We start from the raw sequence: 14843 nt of genomic DNA on the forward strand, positions 1-14843 counted from the left end.
TTGTGGTAATGTTGTGTCTCACCGTCGGCTAACCCATGGAAAAATATGGAACATAAACTGGATGAGTTTATCCGCCATGCTATAGACGCCCAGCCGATCAGCGGCACTTCACTGATTATCTCCCTGTACGGCGATGCGCTGAGTCATCGCGGTGGAGAAGTGTGGCTCGGCAGCCTGAGCGCACTGCTGGAAGCGCTGGGTTTCGGAGACCGCTTTGTGCGCACCTCGGTATTTCGCCTGCAAAAAGAGGGCTGGCTGGAGGTTGAAAAAATCGGGCGCCGCAGCTTCTATCGGGTGACCGAACAGGGTATGCGCCAGTTCCGCCACGCCGAGTCGAAAATCTACCTCAGCGAGCCACCGGCCTGGGACGGGAAATGGGATCTGTTGTTGCTGGAAAGCGCGGAGAAAAGCGAGCGGGCACGGCTGAAAAAAGAGCTGGGCTGGCTGGGTTTTGGTCAAATCGCCAATAACCTGATGGCGGCGCCGACCCATGCGCAAACCGACGTCACCGCCCTGCTTGGCGAGCTTAACGCCAGCGAACAAGCGATCTATTTTCGTGCCGATTACCCCTATAACCGCTCCGAGAAAACCCTGCAGCAGCTGGTGGCCAACTGTTGGGCGCTGGGCGAGGTCGCCGCCGATTATCATGAGTTTATCGTCTCTTTCCGCCCACTAATGGCGTTGCTGCGCGAAACCGACGATGCCCTGCTGACGCCCCAGCGCTGTTTCCAGATTAAGCTATTATTGATCCACTTCTTCCGCCGCGTGGTGCTTAAAGATCCGCTGCTGCCGGACGCCTTGTTGCCCGCCCAGTGGGAGGGGCAGATCGCCCGCAACCTGTGTATCAATATTTATCAGCGGGTGGACCGCGCCGCGACCGAGTATGTCAGCGCGCTGGCGGAAACCACTATCGGCACCCTGCCCGCTCCGGCGGCCGGCTATTACCGGCGCTTTGGCGGCCTGCCGCGCGATCCTTCATTTTAAGGAGCTTTTGCTATGCCCGTGTATCAGATTGATGGCCTGACGCCAGTGGTAGACCCCAGCAGCTATGTGCACCCGACGGCGGTATTGATTGGCGATGTGATCGTCGGCAAGCAGGTGTATATCGGCCCCAATGCCAGCCTGCGCGGCGACTTTGGCCGCCTGGTAATCGGCGACGGTGCCAATATTCAGGACAACTGCGTGATGCACGGCTTTCCGCAGCAGGACACCGTGGTCGAACAGGACGGGCACATCGGCCACGGCGCAATATTGCACGGCTGCCGTATCCGCCGTAACGCCATGGTCGGCATGAATGCGGTGATTATGGACGGCGCGGAGATTGGTGAAAACACCATCGTCGGTGCCATGGCGTTCGTTAAGGCCGCCGCGGTGATTGAAGCCAACAAGCTGGTGGTTGGTAGCCCGGCACGGGTATTGCGTGACCTGACCGAACAGGAACTGGCTTGGAAAGTGGCCGGCACGCGCGAATATCATGATTTGGTGCTGCGCTGTAAATCTTCACTGCAAGAAGTCGCCCCACTGAGCGAAATCGAACCGGGCCGTCAGCGCTTAAGTTTTGGCGATCACCTGATCCCAAAAAATCAGCTTTAAGCATCACGACATACGCTATTTCGTTAAAAAGTGGTTTACAGTGAATACCCTGTTTAACTCTTTTTATCTGGACCGGAATCGATGCCAAGAACGGCCAAAACGGTTGAAGTCCCCGCCATCGGCGAGCTTGATCGCCAGGCGGGGCAGCTTAGCCTGCAGCTTGCCCAGGCATTGCGTGCCGCCATCAACAGAGGTGAACTTAAACCTGGCGATCTGCTGCCTTCCACCCGCGTGCTGGCAGGCGCATTGCAGTTGGCCAGAGGCACGGTGCTGGCGGCCTTCGAACAGCTGACCGCCGAGGGTTTTCTCGAAGCGCAGCCCGGTTCGGGCACCCGTGTCGCCCTGTCACTTCACCGCCAGCCCCCGGCACCAGTCAGCCCGGCTGATATTTGTGACACCCCCCTTTCCAGCCAGGCGCAGGCATTGGCGCAGTTTGCCGGGCAGTTACGGCCGCTGCCACCGATCCCCTTCACCGTCTCGGTACCCATCAATGATACCGCGCCCGATGACGTCTGGCGTCGTCTCGGCAACCGCATCCGCGCCCGTGGGCCAGGCGCCCCCGCCGGTTATGGTGACCCATTGGGGGCACTGCCGTTGCGCAAGGCGGTCTGTGAATACGTCCGCAAATCCCGTTCGGTGCTCTGTACGCCGGAACAGGTGATTATCACTTCCGGCACCCAACAAGGGTTGTATCTGGCGACGCAAATTCTGTTGGACGCCGGAGACACCGCCTGGGTGGAAGATCCGGCCTATCACGGTATTACCGCCATCTTTAACCACCTGTTCCGCGACCGGCTGATGGCCAGAGTCCCGGTGGATGCCGAAGGAATAGACGTGGCAGCAGGCAACCAAATCGCGCCGCAGGCCAAAGCCGTTTTTGTCACCCCCTCTCACCAATACCCGCTGTGCATGCCAATGAGCATGACGCGTCGGCTCGAGCTGCTGGCCTGGGCCAAAGAGAGCCGGGCCTGGATTGTCGAGGATGATTACGACAGTGAAATGCGCTATTCAGGCCATCCGTTTCCTTCATTGCAGGGGTTGGATCCGGCCCGGGTTATCTACCTTGGTACCTTCAGCAAGATCCTTTTTCCTTCATTGCGGCTGGGTTACGCCATCGTGCCCAGGCCGCTGGTGGATGCCTTCTGCGGCGCGCGCGTGCTGATGGACCGCCACCCGCCCAGCGCCGATCAACACGTGCTGGCGGCCTTTATGGCGCAGGGGCATCTGGATCGTCATATCCGCCGCATGCGCGGCGTGTATGCGGAAAAACGGCGGGTATTAACCGAAGCCATCAATGCCCATGTTTCTGCCGAGCTGGCGACGCTGCACCCCAGCTGCCAGGGCATGCATCTGGTGTTGTGGTTGAAGGCGGGGCTGGACGACCAACGGGTCGCTCGCCGTGCTGCCGAGGCTGGAGTGGCAGTCAGCGCACTTTCGCCGATGTATGCCATCGGCAGCGGGAAAAGCGGCTTGATACTCGGACTGGGCGGCTACGATGAGTTGCAAATCCATCGCGCCGCCCAACGGCTGAATCAGGTGCTGGTGGCCCTGGCTAACACCGGCTAATCCCCTCTCCCCCGGGAGAGGGGCGCTCACTTAGGCAATATCGTATGCCCGATTCAGCGCGAAAATCGCTTCGCGCCGTACACGCAAACCAATACCCCGGCCATGACCGCAATCATCGAAGGCTGGATGCTTTCATGCAGCACCCATGCGGCCAGCGCCAGACCAAAGAACGGCTGCAGCAGTTGCAACTGCCCCACGGCGGCAATTCCGCCCAGCGCCAAACCGCGATACCAGAAGATAAAACCAATCCACATGCTGAACAGCGAAATATAGCCCAGAGAAAGCCACGCACCGACGCTGACCTGCGGCCAACTCGCTGGTGCGGCCCAAACGGCAACCCCTGCCGTCAGCGGCAAGGCCACCACCAGCGCCCAGGAGATCACCTGCCAGCCACCAAGCCTGCGCGTCAGCATCGCGCCCTCCGCGTAGCCCAGGCCGCAGAGCAATACCGCAGCCACCATCAGCAAGTCACCGACCCAGGAAGCGCCCGCCCCCTGGCTTAGCGCAAAGGCCCCCACCAACAGGCTACCCAACACCGAGAACAGCCAGAAAGCGGTTTTCGGGCGTTCTCCCCCGCGCAGTACGCCAAAACAGGCGGTCGCCAGCGGCAATAGCCCGATATACACCAGCGCATGCGCCGAGGTGGTGTGCTGCAAGGCCAATGCCGTCAGCAACGGGAAACCGATCACTACCCCGATCGCAACCATCACCAGCGGCACAAAGTCCTGACGCTGCGGCCAACGTTGACGCATGACCCCCAGCGCGCTCAGCGCCAATATGGCTGCCAGCACCGCCCGTAACGCGGTCAGGAAAAGGGGATCAAACTCTTGCACCGCCAGGCGGGTGGCGGGCAAAGAACCGCTAAAAATCAACATCCCCAGAAAGCCACTAACCCAGCCCTGGGCCGAATTATCGCTTCGGCCGACAATCTGAATTTTTTCTGTCTCACTGCTCATGGCAACACCACTCGACACCTGCGAAAGATCCCTTATTCTCCGGTTAAAGTGGTTTATTGCCAGAGCCAGATAACGACATTATCAGCAAACCACTTTACTCTAACTCCGGCGTTTCCATCGCGGTGGGCAGCGGCTGATGGCGGCTATAGAAGAAATAGATCGCCACCAGCAGCAGAGTGAACGGGATGCCGAACCACAGCGTCATCTTGAAAAACTCGGTGAACGCCGTCGAGATCAACAGTGCGGTCATCAAACCGGCACCGGCCAGCGTGGTGTAGGGGAAGCCCCACATGCGGAATTTCAGGTGAGTTTGGCGATGCTGGCGACGGAAAAACAGGTGAGTGACAAAAATCATCAGCCAGGTAAAGCAAGCGCCGTACACCGAAATAGACATCATGGCGGCAAAGGATTTCTCCGGATAAACCAGGCTCAGCACGATCGACACCACAATGCCAATGCAGGACATCGCCAGCGCGTTCACCGGAATGCCGCGTTTACTGACCCGGCCCAGCGCCGCCGGTGCCTGACCGGCACGCGACAGTGAGAACATCATGCGGGTGGTGATATACAACTGGCTGTTCATCGCCGACAGCGCGGCCACCAGCACGATAAAGTTGAAGATACCGGCGGCGGCAGGCAAGTGGATCACGTTCATCGCCATCAGGAACGGGCTTTCACCGGTGCCGGACTGCCGCCAGGGAACGATCGCCAGCATCAGCGCAATCGACAGCATATAAAAAATAAACAGCCGCAAGATGGTACCCTTGAAGGCAGTTTTCACCGCGATCACCGGGTTTTTGGCTTCACCGGCGGCTACTGCGATCATCTCAATGCTCAGGTAGCTGAAAATCGACACGATCACCGCGAACCACATGCCCTTGACGCCAAACGGGAAGAAGCCGCCATTGGCGGTAAAGTTGTGAATACCGTAGGCCGGGTTAGCGGAAAACACCAAAATGCCGATGCCAATGGCGATAAAGGCCGCGATGGCCACCACCTTGATGGTCGACAGCGCATACTCCACCTGGCCGAAGGACTTGACGCCAATCACATTGATGACGATGACTGCCGCAGAAAACAGCAGCACCCAGGGCCAAATCGGCGTGGTCGGGAACCAGAACTGCATATACATACCGATGGCGGTAACCTCGGTGCCCACCGCCAACACTACGCAGGACCAGTAGGAATAACGCACCAGAAAACCGAACAGCGGACTGATGTAAAACTCGGCATAGTCACCAAAAGAGCCCGGCGTCGGGTGTTCAGAGGTCATCTCCGCCAGGCAGCCCATCAGCAACAACGCCACCACGCCGCCGATAAAATAGCTCAACAGGACGCTGGGGCCGGCCATCTGAATGGCATAGGCACTGCCAAGAAACAGCCCGGTGCCGATCGCCCCACCTATCGCCAGCATGGTCATCTGCCCGGCGGTGAGCTGTTTCTTCAACCCGCCCTGCCGCCGCGCAATTTCTTCAAAACCTTTCATCTGTTTCATGGCGGTCCTACCTTATTCACACAGTACGGGTGACATCCAGGATGGCGGCAGTCACGTAGTCGACATTGTTTTGATTCAGGCCGGGCAAACACATGCGGCCGGGCGCCACCAGATAGATGGCGTAATCTTGCCGTAGCCGCTCGAGCTGCTGCGGGTTCAGCCCGGTGTAACTGAACATGCCTTTCTGGTCGCGAATGCGCCGGTAGTCCAACGGCGAACCGCCCTGCTCCAGCCCATTAGCCAGGGTTTGACGCATCTGTTTGATACGTTGACGCATGCCGGCCAGTTCGCTTTCCCACTGCTGGCGCAAGTTGGCATCCGCCAACAGCGTTTCCACAATCTGGCTGCCGTGAGTCGGCGGGCAGGAATAGCTGCGGCGGATCAAGGTTTTCAACGCGCCCTTGACGTTGTTCGCACTCTCCTGGCTGGCGCAGCGGACCGAAAGCCCCCCCAGCCGCTGGCCATACAGCGCGACGTTTTTCGAAAACGAATTGGCGACCAAAAATTCCAGGTCGGTTTTCAATGCCTCACGCAGCGCAAAACAATCCTCGTCCAGACCATCGCCAAAGCCCTGATAGGCAATATCGAACAACGGCAGCAGGCGGCGGCGCTGCACCACCTCAAGCGTGGCACGCCACTGCGCCGGGCTGAGATCGGTACCGGTCGGGTTATGACAGCAAGGATGCAACAGCACCACGCTGCCTTCCGGCAGGCTGTCCAACGTATCGAGCATGGCGTCAAAGCGCAGGCCGCCGTTGGCCTCATCGAAATACGGGTAGGTATGTACCTTCAGCCCGGCGCCCTCGAAGATCGCCCAATGGTTGGCCCAGGTAGGATCTGACACCCAGATATCATGGCGGGACAGGTAGTGATGGATAAAATCCGCCGCCAGCTTCAGAGCGCCTGAACCGCCAACGGTTTGCACCGTGCTAATCGACGCTGATGCCGCTTCGCCGAACAACAAGGTCTGCACCTGCTGGGCAAACAGCGCCGAGCCTTCTATCGGCGGATATCCATGCGGGCGACGCTGTTCGAGCAACTGCCGCTCGGCGGCCTCAACCGCTTGCATCAGCGGGATCCGCCCGTGCTGATCGTAATAAAGACCAATACCCAGATTAACTTTCTGCGTATTTTCATCCCGTAAATAAGCTTCCATCAACGACATAATAGGATCGGCCGCCGAACGGCCAATGTGATTAAACATAGCGATTCCTTAATTCATTATTTAATGAATTTGCAGGTGGGGATTATAGTTATCTATTTTCAGGCGGTAGCAGTGACGGTTATTTCTATTTTCATGCCCGGCACCACCAGCTTGTCAACAATTACCGTTGAACGATTAGGGTAAGGATAATTAAAATATTGCTTATATATTTCATCGAGTAATTTAACGTCGTTCACATCGGTGAGATAAACAATAACCTGCAGAACATTATCGCTGTGGCTATCTGCCGCTTTTAACGTCCGGGCCAAATTATCAAAGGTCAGGGTAATTTGTTTTTCCGGCTCACCGGTTTCAATGCTGCCGTCGGGCCTGACCGGGCCATGGGCGGTGAACAGCATGCCGCCGCCTTTAGTCGCCCAGGAAAAGGGTTGGCCAATCTCCGGCAAACCGGTATCGATAATGGTACGCATGGTTTATTTCCCCGTAGTGGTTATCTGGCGGATCAACGCCCCATCCCTGGCGAACAGTGAATCCAGCACGTTGTAATGATTGGCGCCGTCGACCGCAACCAGGCGGACGGGCAGTTGTTTTGCTTGCAGCGCAGCATAATAATGTCGCGACTGGCCAATCAGTTCCGCTAATTCGGCAGCGCCGTAAAATAGCGTCATCGGTTTGATGCGTTCAGGTATATTGCGCGCCGGGCTTAACCGCGCAATTTGCTGCAGGGTCAACTGCAACTGCCGGTTAACGTAAGTGGTTAACAGGGGTTCCAGCTCGAAAATACCGCTGATCGGTAACACCGCGTCGACCATAGGATGATGCTGCCAGAAACTAGCCAGATGCCCCCCGGCGGAATGGCCGCACAGGTAAACCGGCGCGAGTTTATTTGGCGCCAAGCGTTGTTGAATCGCGTTCAGCGCCACACCGGTTTGCCGACAAATATCGTCAAGCGAGGCCTGTGGTGCCAGCGTATATTCCAGCAGCACCACGTCAAAACCCAACGACAATGGCACTGTGGCAATAAAGGCAAAGTCGTCCCTGGAACAAAATTGCCAATATCCTCCGTGAATAAATATTAATGTTCCCTGATGCGGCTTGTCAGTATATAACCAGTCGAAAACTTCCCGGGGTGAATCCCCATAGGCAATATTACGTTCGCTGCGGACTTGCTGATAAACCGCCTGACTGCGAGTTTGGAATGAGGTCAGAATTTCATCCTCGTTGTCCACCGTCGAACCGTTATCGTAACTGCCCGCTAAAAGTTTCATATATTAAACTTCGTTTATTATTTAAGATATGCGTTAACTATTAGCACCGGGAATAATATTGTCAAGAAGTGAACAGCAGCAATGCGTGCAGGATAATATAAATCTTTTCCGCGGCTCAATAAGTTTAGCCAGTGAAACTTATTGAGCCTGAATCGCTATTTTAACGGCGGCTGAATTTGCGCCAATTGACTTAATTCCTGCCAGGCATAATCCCAGAAGGTCCGTACCTTTAGCGGCATGCGTTGGCTATTTTGCGCCACCAGCTGCACCGGCATCGGCAAGGGTTCAAACGCCGGCAGCAGGCGCACCAGCGTCCCCGCCGCCAGATCGTCTGCCACCTGATACGACAGCAACCGGGCGATGCCCTTGCCGGCTCGCGCCGCCAGCAACTGGGTTTCGACTTCGTTGAGCAGCAAGCGCGGCGTCAGCCTTACCCTGTCACCGTTTTCCTGTGGGCCAAACCGCCATTCGCGCAGCGACGCCCGCTGGGTGCCGACGATGGTGTCATGATCGACCAACTGCGCCGGTTCCAATGGCTCGCCGCGTAGCGCCAGATAGGCCGGACTGGCGACCGTCACCCGGGATACCTGCCCCAACCGACGCGCCACGCGGGAAGAGTCCTGCAAATGGCCGATGCGCACCGCCACGTCCAGCCCCTCGTCGATCAAATCCAGGTTGCGATCGTTGAGCACCATTTCAATTTGCATCTGCGGATAAAGATCGAGAAACGCCATGACCACCGGTGCCACGTGCTTGCGCCCGAACTGCACCGGCGAGGTAATGCGCAGCAGGCCGCTGAGCTGAGTATCCGCCGTATCCAGTACCGCCGCCTGGTATTCATGCAGCAGTAAATGCGCGCGCTCCGCCAGCCGCAGCCCGGCTTCGGTCGGGGCCAGCCGCCGGGTGGTACGTTCAACCAGCCGGGCGCCAAAACGCTGCTCCAGCGAGGCGATGGCCCGGGTCACTGCCGGGGCGGAACGTCGCAGTTTGCGACCGGCGGCGGCCAGGCTGCCGTGCTGGATCACCGCTACAAAAATCGCCAGTTCGTCCAACCGATCCATAGACTATTCCATAAATTGAAATTATTAATTTCCAGATTGCCGGATTTCGCTCACCGACTGCAAGAGTATGCTGATTAAAATCCTTCAGGAGTGTGATTATGCAAAAGCTAAAACTGTACGGTACCCCGCTTTCCGGCCACGTCCACCGCGTGGAACTGCTGCTGCGGATGCTCGAACTGCCGTATGAATTTATCGAAGCCCCCGCGGCGGTGCGCCAAAGCGAAGGCTTTCTGCGCCTGAACCCTTTCGGCCAGATCCCGGTGTTGCTCGATGGCGATTTGGCGCTGGCCGACAGCAACGCCATTCTGGTGTATCTGGCCAAACGCTATGCGCCGGACAGCCACTGGTTGCCAGAGGCGCCAGCAGTGGCCGCACAGGTGCAGGAATGGCTGTCCAAAGCGGCGGGAGAAGTCCGCTATGGGCCGGCTTCCGCTCGTTTGATCGCCCAGTTTGGGGTGCCAGAAGATTATCAGGCCGCGCAGGCCGTCAGCGCACGCTTCCTGCCACAGATGGAGCAGCATCTGACCCAACGTCAATTCCTGGCGACGGAACAGGCCACCATTGGCGATCTGGCCTGCTACAGCTATGTGGCAGTAGCGCCGGAAGGTGGCATTTCGCTAGCCCCTTACCCGGCAATTCAACGCTGGGTAACGCGCATTGCCGCATTGCCCGGTTTCTTCGCCATGCCGTCGCTGCCGTACCCCGTCGAGAGGTAAATCCGATGATCCCGCAGATGTTCCACCCCGATGAACTACGTGCCCAGACCCTGGCCGGATTTGACCAGGTGGGCGGCGGTATTTTCCCCAATATGCCCGACCAGCACCGCAAGTTTTTCGAGGCACTGCCTTACCTGTTTGTCGCCACGCTGGACGAGCAGGGTTGGCCGGTGGCTACGCTGTTTAGTGGCCCACCCGGTTTTTTACGCACGCCGGACAGCACCCACCTGCGTATCAGCACCCCACGCCGCAGCGACGATCCGGCGCAGGCGGCACTGCATTCCGGCCAGCCGATAGGTGCCCTGGGGCTGGATTTTAGCAACCGACGCCGTAACCGCGTCAACGGTGTGATCGGACGTACCGACAAAAACCGCCTTGAGATCGAAGTCAGGCAAAGCTTCGGCAACTGTCCGCAGTATATTCAGCGGCGCGAGCTGTATCCGGCCCCTGCCAACCCTGCGCCAATTGAATATCTCACTCGGCTTGACGCGGCGGCACAGGCGTTGATTCGCAACGCGGATACCTGTTTCGTGGCCAGTGCTGCCCATACCACGCTGGCGCAAGGCGGCGTGGATATTTCGCACCGGGGCGGAAAACCGGGGTTTATCTATCTGGAGGGAAGCACTCTGTGGATACCGGATTTTCGTGGCAATCGCTATATGAATACCCTGGGTAATCTGTTGGCGCAGCCGCGAGCGGCGTTGCTGTTTATCGATTTTGAACGCGGGGATGTTTTACATTTGCAGGGGGAAACGCAGATCCTCTGGCAAGCAGAGATGGGGCAAGGGGTGAAAGGTGCGGAACGCTACTGGCGCTTCGATATACAGAGTGCTTGGCGTTTTTCGCAGGCGCTACCGTGGCGCGGCCGCAATCTTGAGTTCTCCCCGGCAACGCTGAACACCGGGGTATGGTCAGTATAAATCTGCACAGTTATGCGGATGAACATCCCCTCTCCCAAAAGAGAGGGGATGTAAGGAGTTTATACGCTGTGTTCCACGCTCGAAGTCTGATAAAGCTGGCGGAAATAGCTCAGGCGTTCAAAGAACAAGCGGCTTTGCGACTCCGACATATTGCCGGCCACTTTGCCGGCGTCCACCTCTCGCCCCTGCCACTCCATCAATGCAATACTGGAAGCCAAAAAGTCCATTTCTCCGCCGCCATAAAGATGTCTGTCCACTGATTTCATCATTTGCACACTCCTTTTAATCACATCGAAAAGGGTCATATGCCTGCTGATTTCAGTATCGTCCCGCAGCCGGATGTTTTTTGTACAGAAGGTGCGCTTGACGGTAAATTGATTTGTTGCCACGGATCGGGCAAATAGCGGCGGAAAAGTTTGCTAGGGTAAAGGGGTGCCGTTTGGGATAGGTCACCCTGTGTTGAATTCTGAAAAAGGAAGAAAACCGATGAGCAATCACTTCTCTGCCACCCTCAAAGATCCTGCGCTGTTCCGCGAGGCCAACTATATCGATGGGCAATGGCTGCCGATCAAAGGCGACCAGAGCATCAAGATCCACAATCCTGCCACCGGCGAACGGGTCGGTCAGGTGCCGGCGTTCGGTGCCAGGGAAACCGCACTGGCGATCGCTGCCGCGAAAAAGGCCCAGCCGGCCTGGCGCGCATTGACCGCCAAAGAACGTGCCGGCAAACTGCGCCGCCTGTTCGAGTTGATGATGGAGAATCAGGACGATTTGGCGCTGATCATGACCGCAGAACAGGGCAAGCCGCTGGCTGAAAGCCGGGGTGAGATTGCCTACGCGGCGTCCTTTATCGAGTGGTTTGCCGAAGAAGGCAAACGCGTCTACGGCGACACCATTCCGCAGCCCCAGGCAGGGCGCCGCATTATCGTGCAGAAAGAGCCGATTGGGGTATTTGCGGCCATTACGCCGTGGAATTTCCCGGCGGCGATGATCACCCGTAAAGCAGGCCCCGGCTGGGCTGCGGGCTGTACCGGGGTGATCCGCCCCGCCAGCCAAACTCCCTTCTCTGCACTGGCCATCGCCGTGCTGGCCGAGCGTGCGGGCTTACCGGCTGGCGTCTGCAACGTTATCACCGGCCCGAGCCAGGCCATAGGGGCGGAACTGACCGCCAACCCGGACGTACGCAAGCTCTCCTTCACCGGCAGCACCGAGGTCGGTGCGCAACTGTTGGCACAGTGTGCCCCGACCATCAAAAAGACCAGTATGGAACTGGGCGGCAACGCGCCGTTTATCGTGTTTGACGATGCCGATCTGGACGCCGCAGTAACAGGCGCAGTCGCTTCCAAATACCGCAATGCCGGCCAGACCTGCGTGTGTACCAACCGTTTTCTGGTTCAGGACGGCATCTACGACGCTTTCGCCGAAAAACTGAAGGCGGCGGTAGAAAAGCTTAAGGTCGGCAACGGCCTGGACGACGGCGTGACTATCGGCCCGTTGATTAACCCGGCCGCCGTGGAAAAGGTCAGCGAGCATATCGCCGACGCGCTGCAGTTGGGTGCCAGGGTTCTGCTGGGAGGCAAACCCCATGCGCTGGGCAATAATTTCTTTACGCCGACCATTCTGACCGAGGTGCCACGACAGGCCAAAATCTTCCATGAAGAGACCTTTGGCCCGGTAGCACCGCTGATCCGTTTCAATAGCGAAGCCGAAGCCATTGAGCTGGCCAATGACACGCCGTTTGGCCTGGCCTCGTACTTCTACAGCCGGGATATTGGCCGGGTCATGCGCGTCGCCGAGGCGCTGGAATACGGCATCGTCGGCATTAATGAAGGGCTGATTTCCACCGAAGTCGCCCCCTTCGGCGGGGTTAAAAACTCCGGGCTGGGCCGTGAGGGGTCAAAATACGGTATCGAGGATTATCTTGAGATTAAGTACCTGTGCCTCGGTGGGCTGGGGAACTAATCACCCGATGTCTTTATATGGCCCGCACGGCGCGGGCCAATGATTTTAATGAGGTCAACAATGGAATTCTCCGCCGCTATCCCCATTCTTCGCATCTTCTCGGTTGAAAAGGCCAGGGAATTTTATCTGGATTTTCTCGGTTTCACGCTCGATTGGGAGCACCGTTTCAGTGAAGACCTGCCGCTGTATATGCAGATCACCCGCTCCGGCCTGACGCTTCACCTCAGCGAACACCACGGTGACAGCACGCCGGGTTCCGCCCTATTCATTCCCACCCAGGATATCGACGCACTGCACGCCGAGCTTTCGGCCAGGCAGTATCGCTATGCCAGGCCGGGGGTTGAAACTGTCGACTGGGGAAAAGAGCTGAACATCGCCGATCCCTTCGGCAATCGGCTGCGGTTTTGCCAGCAGATCGGCAATGCGTGACGATCCAATTCGCTAACAACCCAGCCATTATTTTTGGTACTGCGCGTCGCTGACCTGCTCCAGCCAATCCACCGGGCTGCCGTTTAATGATTCGGCGATGGCAATGTGGGTCATGGCCGTCTCCGGCGTCGCGCCGTGCCAGTGTTTGACGTCTTCCGGGATCCAGACGATATCGCCCTGGTTCATTTCCTGGATCTCCTCGCCCCACACCTGGATCCAACCGCGCCCCTGGGTGACGATCAACGTCTGGCCGAGCGGATGGGTGTGCCAGGCTGTGCGCGCACCTGGCTCAAAGGTCACGGTAGCACCGCCTACGCGGGCCGGCTCACTGCTGGCAAACGGCGCATCGATCCGCACCTTACCGGTAAAATAGTCTTCTGGACCCGGACGGGAGGGTTGGGAACCGCTGCGTTGAATTTTCACTGTTTTCTCCGTTTCGGCCAAAGTAGCCGACGCTAATAGGGACAGAATAATTGTAGAGGCTGTGAGTCATTTAAGCTGCCAGACAAAAGATAACGTCGCTCCGGCATCAGGACTAGATGGCAAAATGCGCAAGGAGCTATGAGCTGAATTCATTAATTGTCGGTGGTCATCGCAAACGGCTAGAATATCGTCATTAATTCTGCCCATACGGCGAGGCCGGGATGTTAAAAGAAAACTTTAACGATTTAATTTCGTTTCTGATGGTCGCCCGCGAACGTAGCTTCACCAAAGCGGCGGCGAAACTTGGCGTTTCCCAATCGGCCTTGAGTCATGCCATCAGGGGGCTGGAAGAACGGCTAGAACTGCGTTTATTGACCCGAACCACCCGCAGCGTGGCTCCTACCGAAGCCGGTGAAAGGCTGCTCAACAGCATCGGTCCGCGTTTTGCCGAGATTGAAAGTGAACTGGATGCCCTGAGTGAAATGCGGGCACGTCCGGCGGGCAACATCCGCATCACCGCCGGCGAACATGCCGTCGACTCGGTGCTGTGGCCGGTGTTGAAGACATTTCTGGCGGACTACCCGGATATCAATGTCGAGATCACCTTGGATAACACCCTGACCGATATCGTCAGTGGCCGTTTTGATGCCGGAATTCGTCTGGGTGAACAGGTCGCCAAGGATATGGTTGCGGTGCGTATCGCAGCGGATATGCGCCTGATCCCCATCGCCTCCCCCGCTTATTTTGAACAATACGGTACGCCAACCACCCCACAGGAACTGCAAAACCATCGTTGCATCAACATGCGCTTACCCACCATGGGCGGTCTCTACGCCTGGGAATTTGAAAAAGACGGGCGCGAAATTAAGGTACGGGTCGACGGCCAGCTAACCTTTAACAGTCTGCGCCAACGCATTGACGCGGCGAGGCTCGGCTTCGGCATCGCCTTTGTCCCGCAAGACAGCGTCACCGATGAGCTGGCCGACGGCCGTTTGGTCCAGGTGCTCGACGAATGGTGCCCACGGTTCCCCGGCTATTACCTCTATTATCCCAGCCGCAGGCAGCACACCACCGCCTTTGCGCTGTTTGTCGAGGCACTGCGCTACCCACGGCAAGCCTGAAAATCTAATTTCCACTCATAAAGCCAACAAAAAATCGCCGAAACAGCACAAGGTATGCAACGAAAGAGTAACAATTAGAGTAACCTAGCCGCGCTTCAGGCGGAGTGGTCGCCAGCCTCTCAATGAAGGGGCAAAACGCTACGCCCGATGCAGTGTTTTTTTACTTTC

At 57.5% G+C, this 14843-nt stretch carries 16 protein-coding genes; 8 read left to right on the forward strand and 8 right to left on the reverse strand.

What is annotated here, in order from left to right:
• Nucleotides 1-45 precede the first annotated feature (45 nt).
• The 3 genes from paaX to M2406_RS10015 all read left to right on the forward strand — a co-directional run bounded on the left by paaX (nucleotide 46) and on the right by M2406_RS10015 (nucleotide 3159).
• Nucleotides 46-984 (forward strand): phenylacetic acid degradation operon negative regulatory protein PaaX, encoded by a 939-nt coding sequence (paaX, locus tag M2406_RS10005; RefSeq protein ID WP_017893316.1) that lies wholly within the window; start codon nucleotides 46-48, stop codon nucleotides 982-984.
• Between the two features lie 12 nt (nucleotides 985-996).
• Nucleotides 997-1593, forward strand: coding sequence for a phenylacetic acid degradation protein PaaY (paaY, locus tag M2406_RS10010; protein WP_012145805.1), 597 nt, complete (start codon nucleotides 997-999; stop codon nucleotides 1591-1593).
• Between the two features lie 81 nt (nucleotides 1594-1674).
• Complete coding sequence (locus tag M2406_RS10015; RefSeq protein WP_259189806.1) at nucleotides 1675-3159, forward strand: PLP-dependent aminotransferase family protein; 1485 nt, start codon at nucleotides 1675-1677, stop codon at nucleotides 3157-3159.
• Between the two features lie 53 nt (nucleotides 3160-3212).
• On the opposite strand, the gene M2406_RS10020 is transcribed toward M2406_RS10015, so the two are convergent.
• From M2406_RS10020 to M2406_RS10045, 6 genes are all read right to left on the reverse strand, one after another.
• On the reverse strand, nucleotides 3213-4115 hold the full coding sequence (locus M2406_RS10020; RefSeq protein ID WP_259189807.1) for a DMT family transporter: 903 nt from the start codon (nucleotides 4113-4115) through the stop codon (nucleotides 3213-3215).
• A gap of 94 nt (nucleotides 4116-4209) precedes the next feature.
• Nucleotides 4210-5610, reverse strand: a complete 1401-nt coding sequence (locus M2406_RS10025; protein WP_012145807.1) for an amino acid permease — start codon at nucleotides 5608-5610, stop codon at nucleotides 4210-4212.
• A 16-nt stretch (nucleotides 5611-5626) separates the two neighbouring features.
• On the reverse strand, nucleotides 5627-6814 hold the full coding sequence (locus tag M2406_RS10030; protein WP_259189808.1) for an amino acid aminotransferase: 1188 nt from the start codon (nucleotides 6812-6814) through the stop codon (nucleotides 5627-5629).
• A gap of 59 nt (nucleotides 6815-6873) precedes the next feature.
• A complete protein-coding gene (locus M2406_RS10035; protein WP_115184349.1) occupies nucleotides 6874-7245 on the reverse strand; it encodes a RidA family protein in 372 nt (123 codons plus the stop codon).
• Nucleotides 7246-7248: 3 nt separating this feature from the next.
• A complete protein-coding gene (locus tag M2406_RS10040; protein WP_259189810.1) occupies nucleotides 7249-8043 on the reverse strand; it encodes an alpha/beta hydrolase in 795 nt (264 codons plus the stop codon).
• Nucleotides 8044-8198: 155 nt separating this feature from the next.
• The gene (locus tag M2406_RS10045; RefSeq protein ID WP_012145811.1) at nucleotides 8199-9104 is read right to left on the reverse strand and encodes a LysR family transcriptional regulator; all 906 of its coding nucleotides are present in this window, start codon (nucleotides 9102-9104) and stop codon (nucleotides 8199-8201) included.
• 98 nt (nucleotides 9105-9202) lie between these two features.
• Between M2406_RS10045 and M2406_RS10050 the strand changes: the two genes are divergently transcribed.
• Nucleotides 9203-9820, forward strand: coding sequence for a glutathione S-transferase (locus M2406_RS10050; protein ID WP_259189812.1), 618 nt, complete (start codon nucleotides 9203-9205; stop codon nucleotides 9818-9820).
• Between the two features lie 5 nt (nucleotides 9821-9825).
• Complete coding sequence (locus tag M2406_RS10055; protein ID WP_259189813.1) at nucleotides 9826-10740, forward strand: pyridoxamine 5'-phosphate oxidase family protein; 915 nt, start codon at nucleotides 9826-9828, stop codon at nucleotides 10738-10740.
• A gap of 59 nt (nucleotides 10741-10799) precedes the next feature.
• Here the strand turns inward: M2406_RS10055 and M2406_RS10060 are convergent, their stop codons facing one another.
• A complete protein-coding gene (locus M2406_RS10060; protein WP_017893325.1) occupies nucleotides 10800-11009 on the reverse strand; it encodes a glycogen synthase in 210 nt (69 codons plus the stop codon).
• 217 nt (nucleotides 11010-11226) lie between these two features.
• Here M2406_RS10060 and gabD point away from each other — a divergent pair, with 217 nt between their 5' ends.
• Nucleotides 11227-12702 carry an NADP-dependent succinate-semialdehyde dehydrogenase gene (gene gabD / locus M2406_RS10065; protein WP_259189815.1) on the forward strand — a complete coding sequence of 492 codons (1476 nt, stop codon included), beginning with the start codon at nucleotides 11227-11229 and terminating at the stop codon, nucleotides 12700-12702.
• A 60-nt stretch (nucleotides 12703-12762) separates the two neighbouring features.
• Nucleotides 12763-13131 (forward strand): glyoxalase superfamily protein, encoded by a 369-nt coding sequence (locus M2406_RS10070; RefSeq protein ID WP_115184343.1) that lies wholly within the window; start codon nucleotides 12763-12765, stop codon nucleotides 13129-13131.
• Nucleotides 13132-13158: 27 nt separating this feature from the next.
• Here the strand turns inward: M2406_RS10070 and M2406_RS10075 are convergent, their stop codons facing one another.
• Nucleotides 13159-13554, reverse strand: coding sequence for a cupin domain-containing protein (locus M2406_RS10075; RefSeq protein WP_261434245.1), 396 nt, complete (start codon nucleotides 13552-13554; stop codon nucleotides 13159-13161).
• Nucleotides 13555-13775: 221 nt separating this feature from the next.
• Here M2406_RS10075 and M2406_RS10080 point away from each other — a divergent pair, with 221 nt between their 5' ends.
• The gene (locus M2406_RS10080; RefSeq protein ID WP_012145819.1) at nucleotides 13776-14675 is read left to right on the forward strand and encodes a LysR substrate-binding domain-containing protein; all 900 of its coding nucleotides are present in this window, start codon (nucleotides 13776-13778) and stop codon (nucleotides 14673-14675) included.
• Nucleotides 14676-14843: the final 168 nt, after the last annotated feature.

Origin of the sequence: Serratia sp. BIGb0163, from assembly GCF_024809935.1 — a bacterium.
Taxonomy (GTDB): domain Bacteria; phylum Pseudomonadota; class Gammaproteobacteria; order Enterobacterales; family Enterobacteriaceae; genus Serratia; species Serratia quinivorans.

What these genes read in the sequence shown, in the direction of transcription:
- M2406_RS10060 (WP_017893325.1), bottom strand. Translation starts at nt 11,009, where the DNA reads ATGATGAAATCAGTGGACAGACATCTTTATGGCGGCGGAGAAATGGAC.
- M2406_RS10055 (WP_259189813.1), top strand. Translation starts at nt 9,826, where the DNA reads ATGATCCCGCAGATGTTCCACCCCGATGAACTACGTGCCCAGACCCTG.
- M2406_RS10015 (WP_259189806.1), top strand. Translation starts at nt 1,675, where the DNA reads ATGCCAAGAACGGCCAAAACGGTTGAAGTCCCCGCCATCGGCGAGCTT.
- M2406_RS10030 (WP_259189808.1), bottom strand. Translation starts at nt 6,814, where the DNA reads ATGTTTAATCACATTGGCCGTTCGGCGGCCGATCCTATTATGTCGTTG.
- M2406_RS10045 (WP_012145811.1), bottom strand. Translation starts at nt 9,104, where the DNA reads ATGGATCGGTTGGACGAACTGGCGATTTTTGTAGCGGTGATCCAGCAC.
- M2406_RS10040 (WP_259189810.1), bottom strand. Translation starts at nt 8,043, where the DNA reads ATGAAACTTTTAGCGGGCAGTTACGATAACGGTTCGACGGTGGACAAC.
- M2406_RS10035 (WP_115184349.1), bottom strand. Translation starts at nt 7,245, where the DNA reads ATGCGTACCATTATCGATACCGGTTTGCCGGAGATTGGCCAACCCTTT.
- M2406_RS10025 (WP_012145807.1), bottom strand. Translation starts at nt 5,610, where the DNA reads ATGAAACAGATGAAAGGTTTTGAAGAAATTGCGCGGCGGCAGGGCGGG.
- gabD (WP_259189815.1), top strand. Translation starts at nt 11,227, where the DNA reads ATGAGCAATCACTTCTCTGCCACCCTCAAAGATCCTGCGCTGTTCCGC.
- M2406_RS10050 (WP_259189812.1), top strand. Translation starts at nt 9,203, where the DNA reads ATGCAAAAGCTAAAACTGTACGGTACCCCGCTTTCCGGCCACGTCCAC.
- M2406_RS10020 (WP_259189807.1), bottom strand. Translation starts at nt 4,115, where the DNA reads ATGAGCAGTGAGACAGAAAAAATTCAGATTGTCGGCCGAAGCGATAAT.
- M2406_RS10070 (WP_115184343.1), top strand. Translation starts at nt 12,763, where the DNA reads ATGGAATTCTCCGCCGCTATCCCCATTCTTCGCATCTTCTCGGTTGAA.
- paaX (WP_017893316.1), top strand. Translation starts at nt 46, where the DNA reads ATGGAACATAAACTGGATGAGTTTATCCGCCATGCTATAGACGCCCAG.
- paaY (WP_012145805.1), top strand. Translation starts at nt 997, where the DNA reads ATGCCCGTGTATCAGATTGATGGCCTGACGCCAGTGGTAGACCCCAGC.
- M2406_RS10080 (WP_012145819.1), top strand. Translation starts at nt 13,776, where the DNA reads ATGTTAAAAGAAAACTTTAACGATTTAATTTCGTTTCTGATGGTCGCC.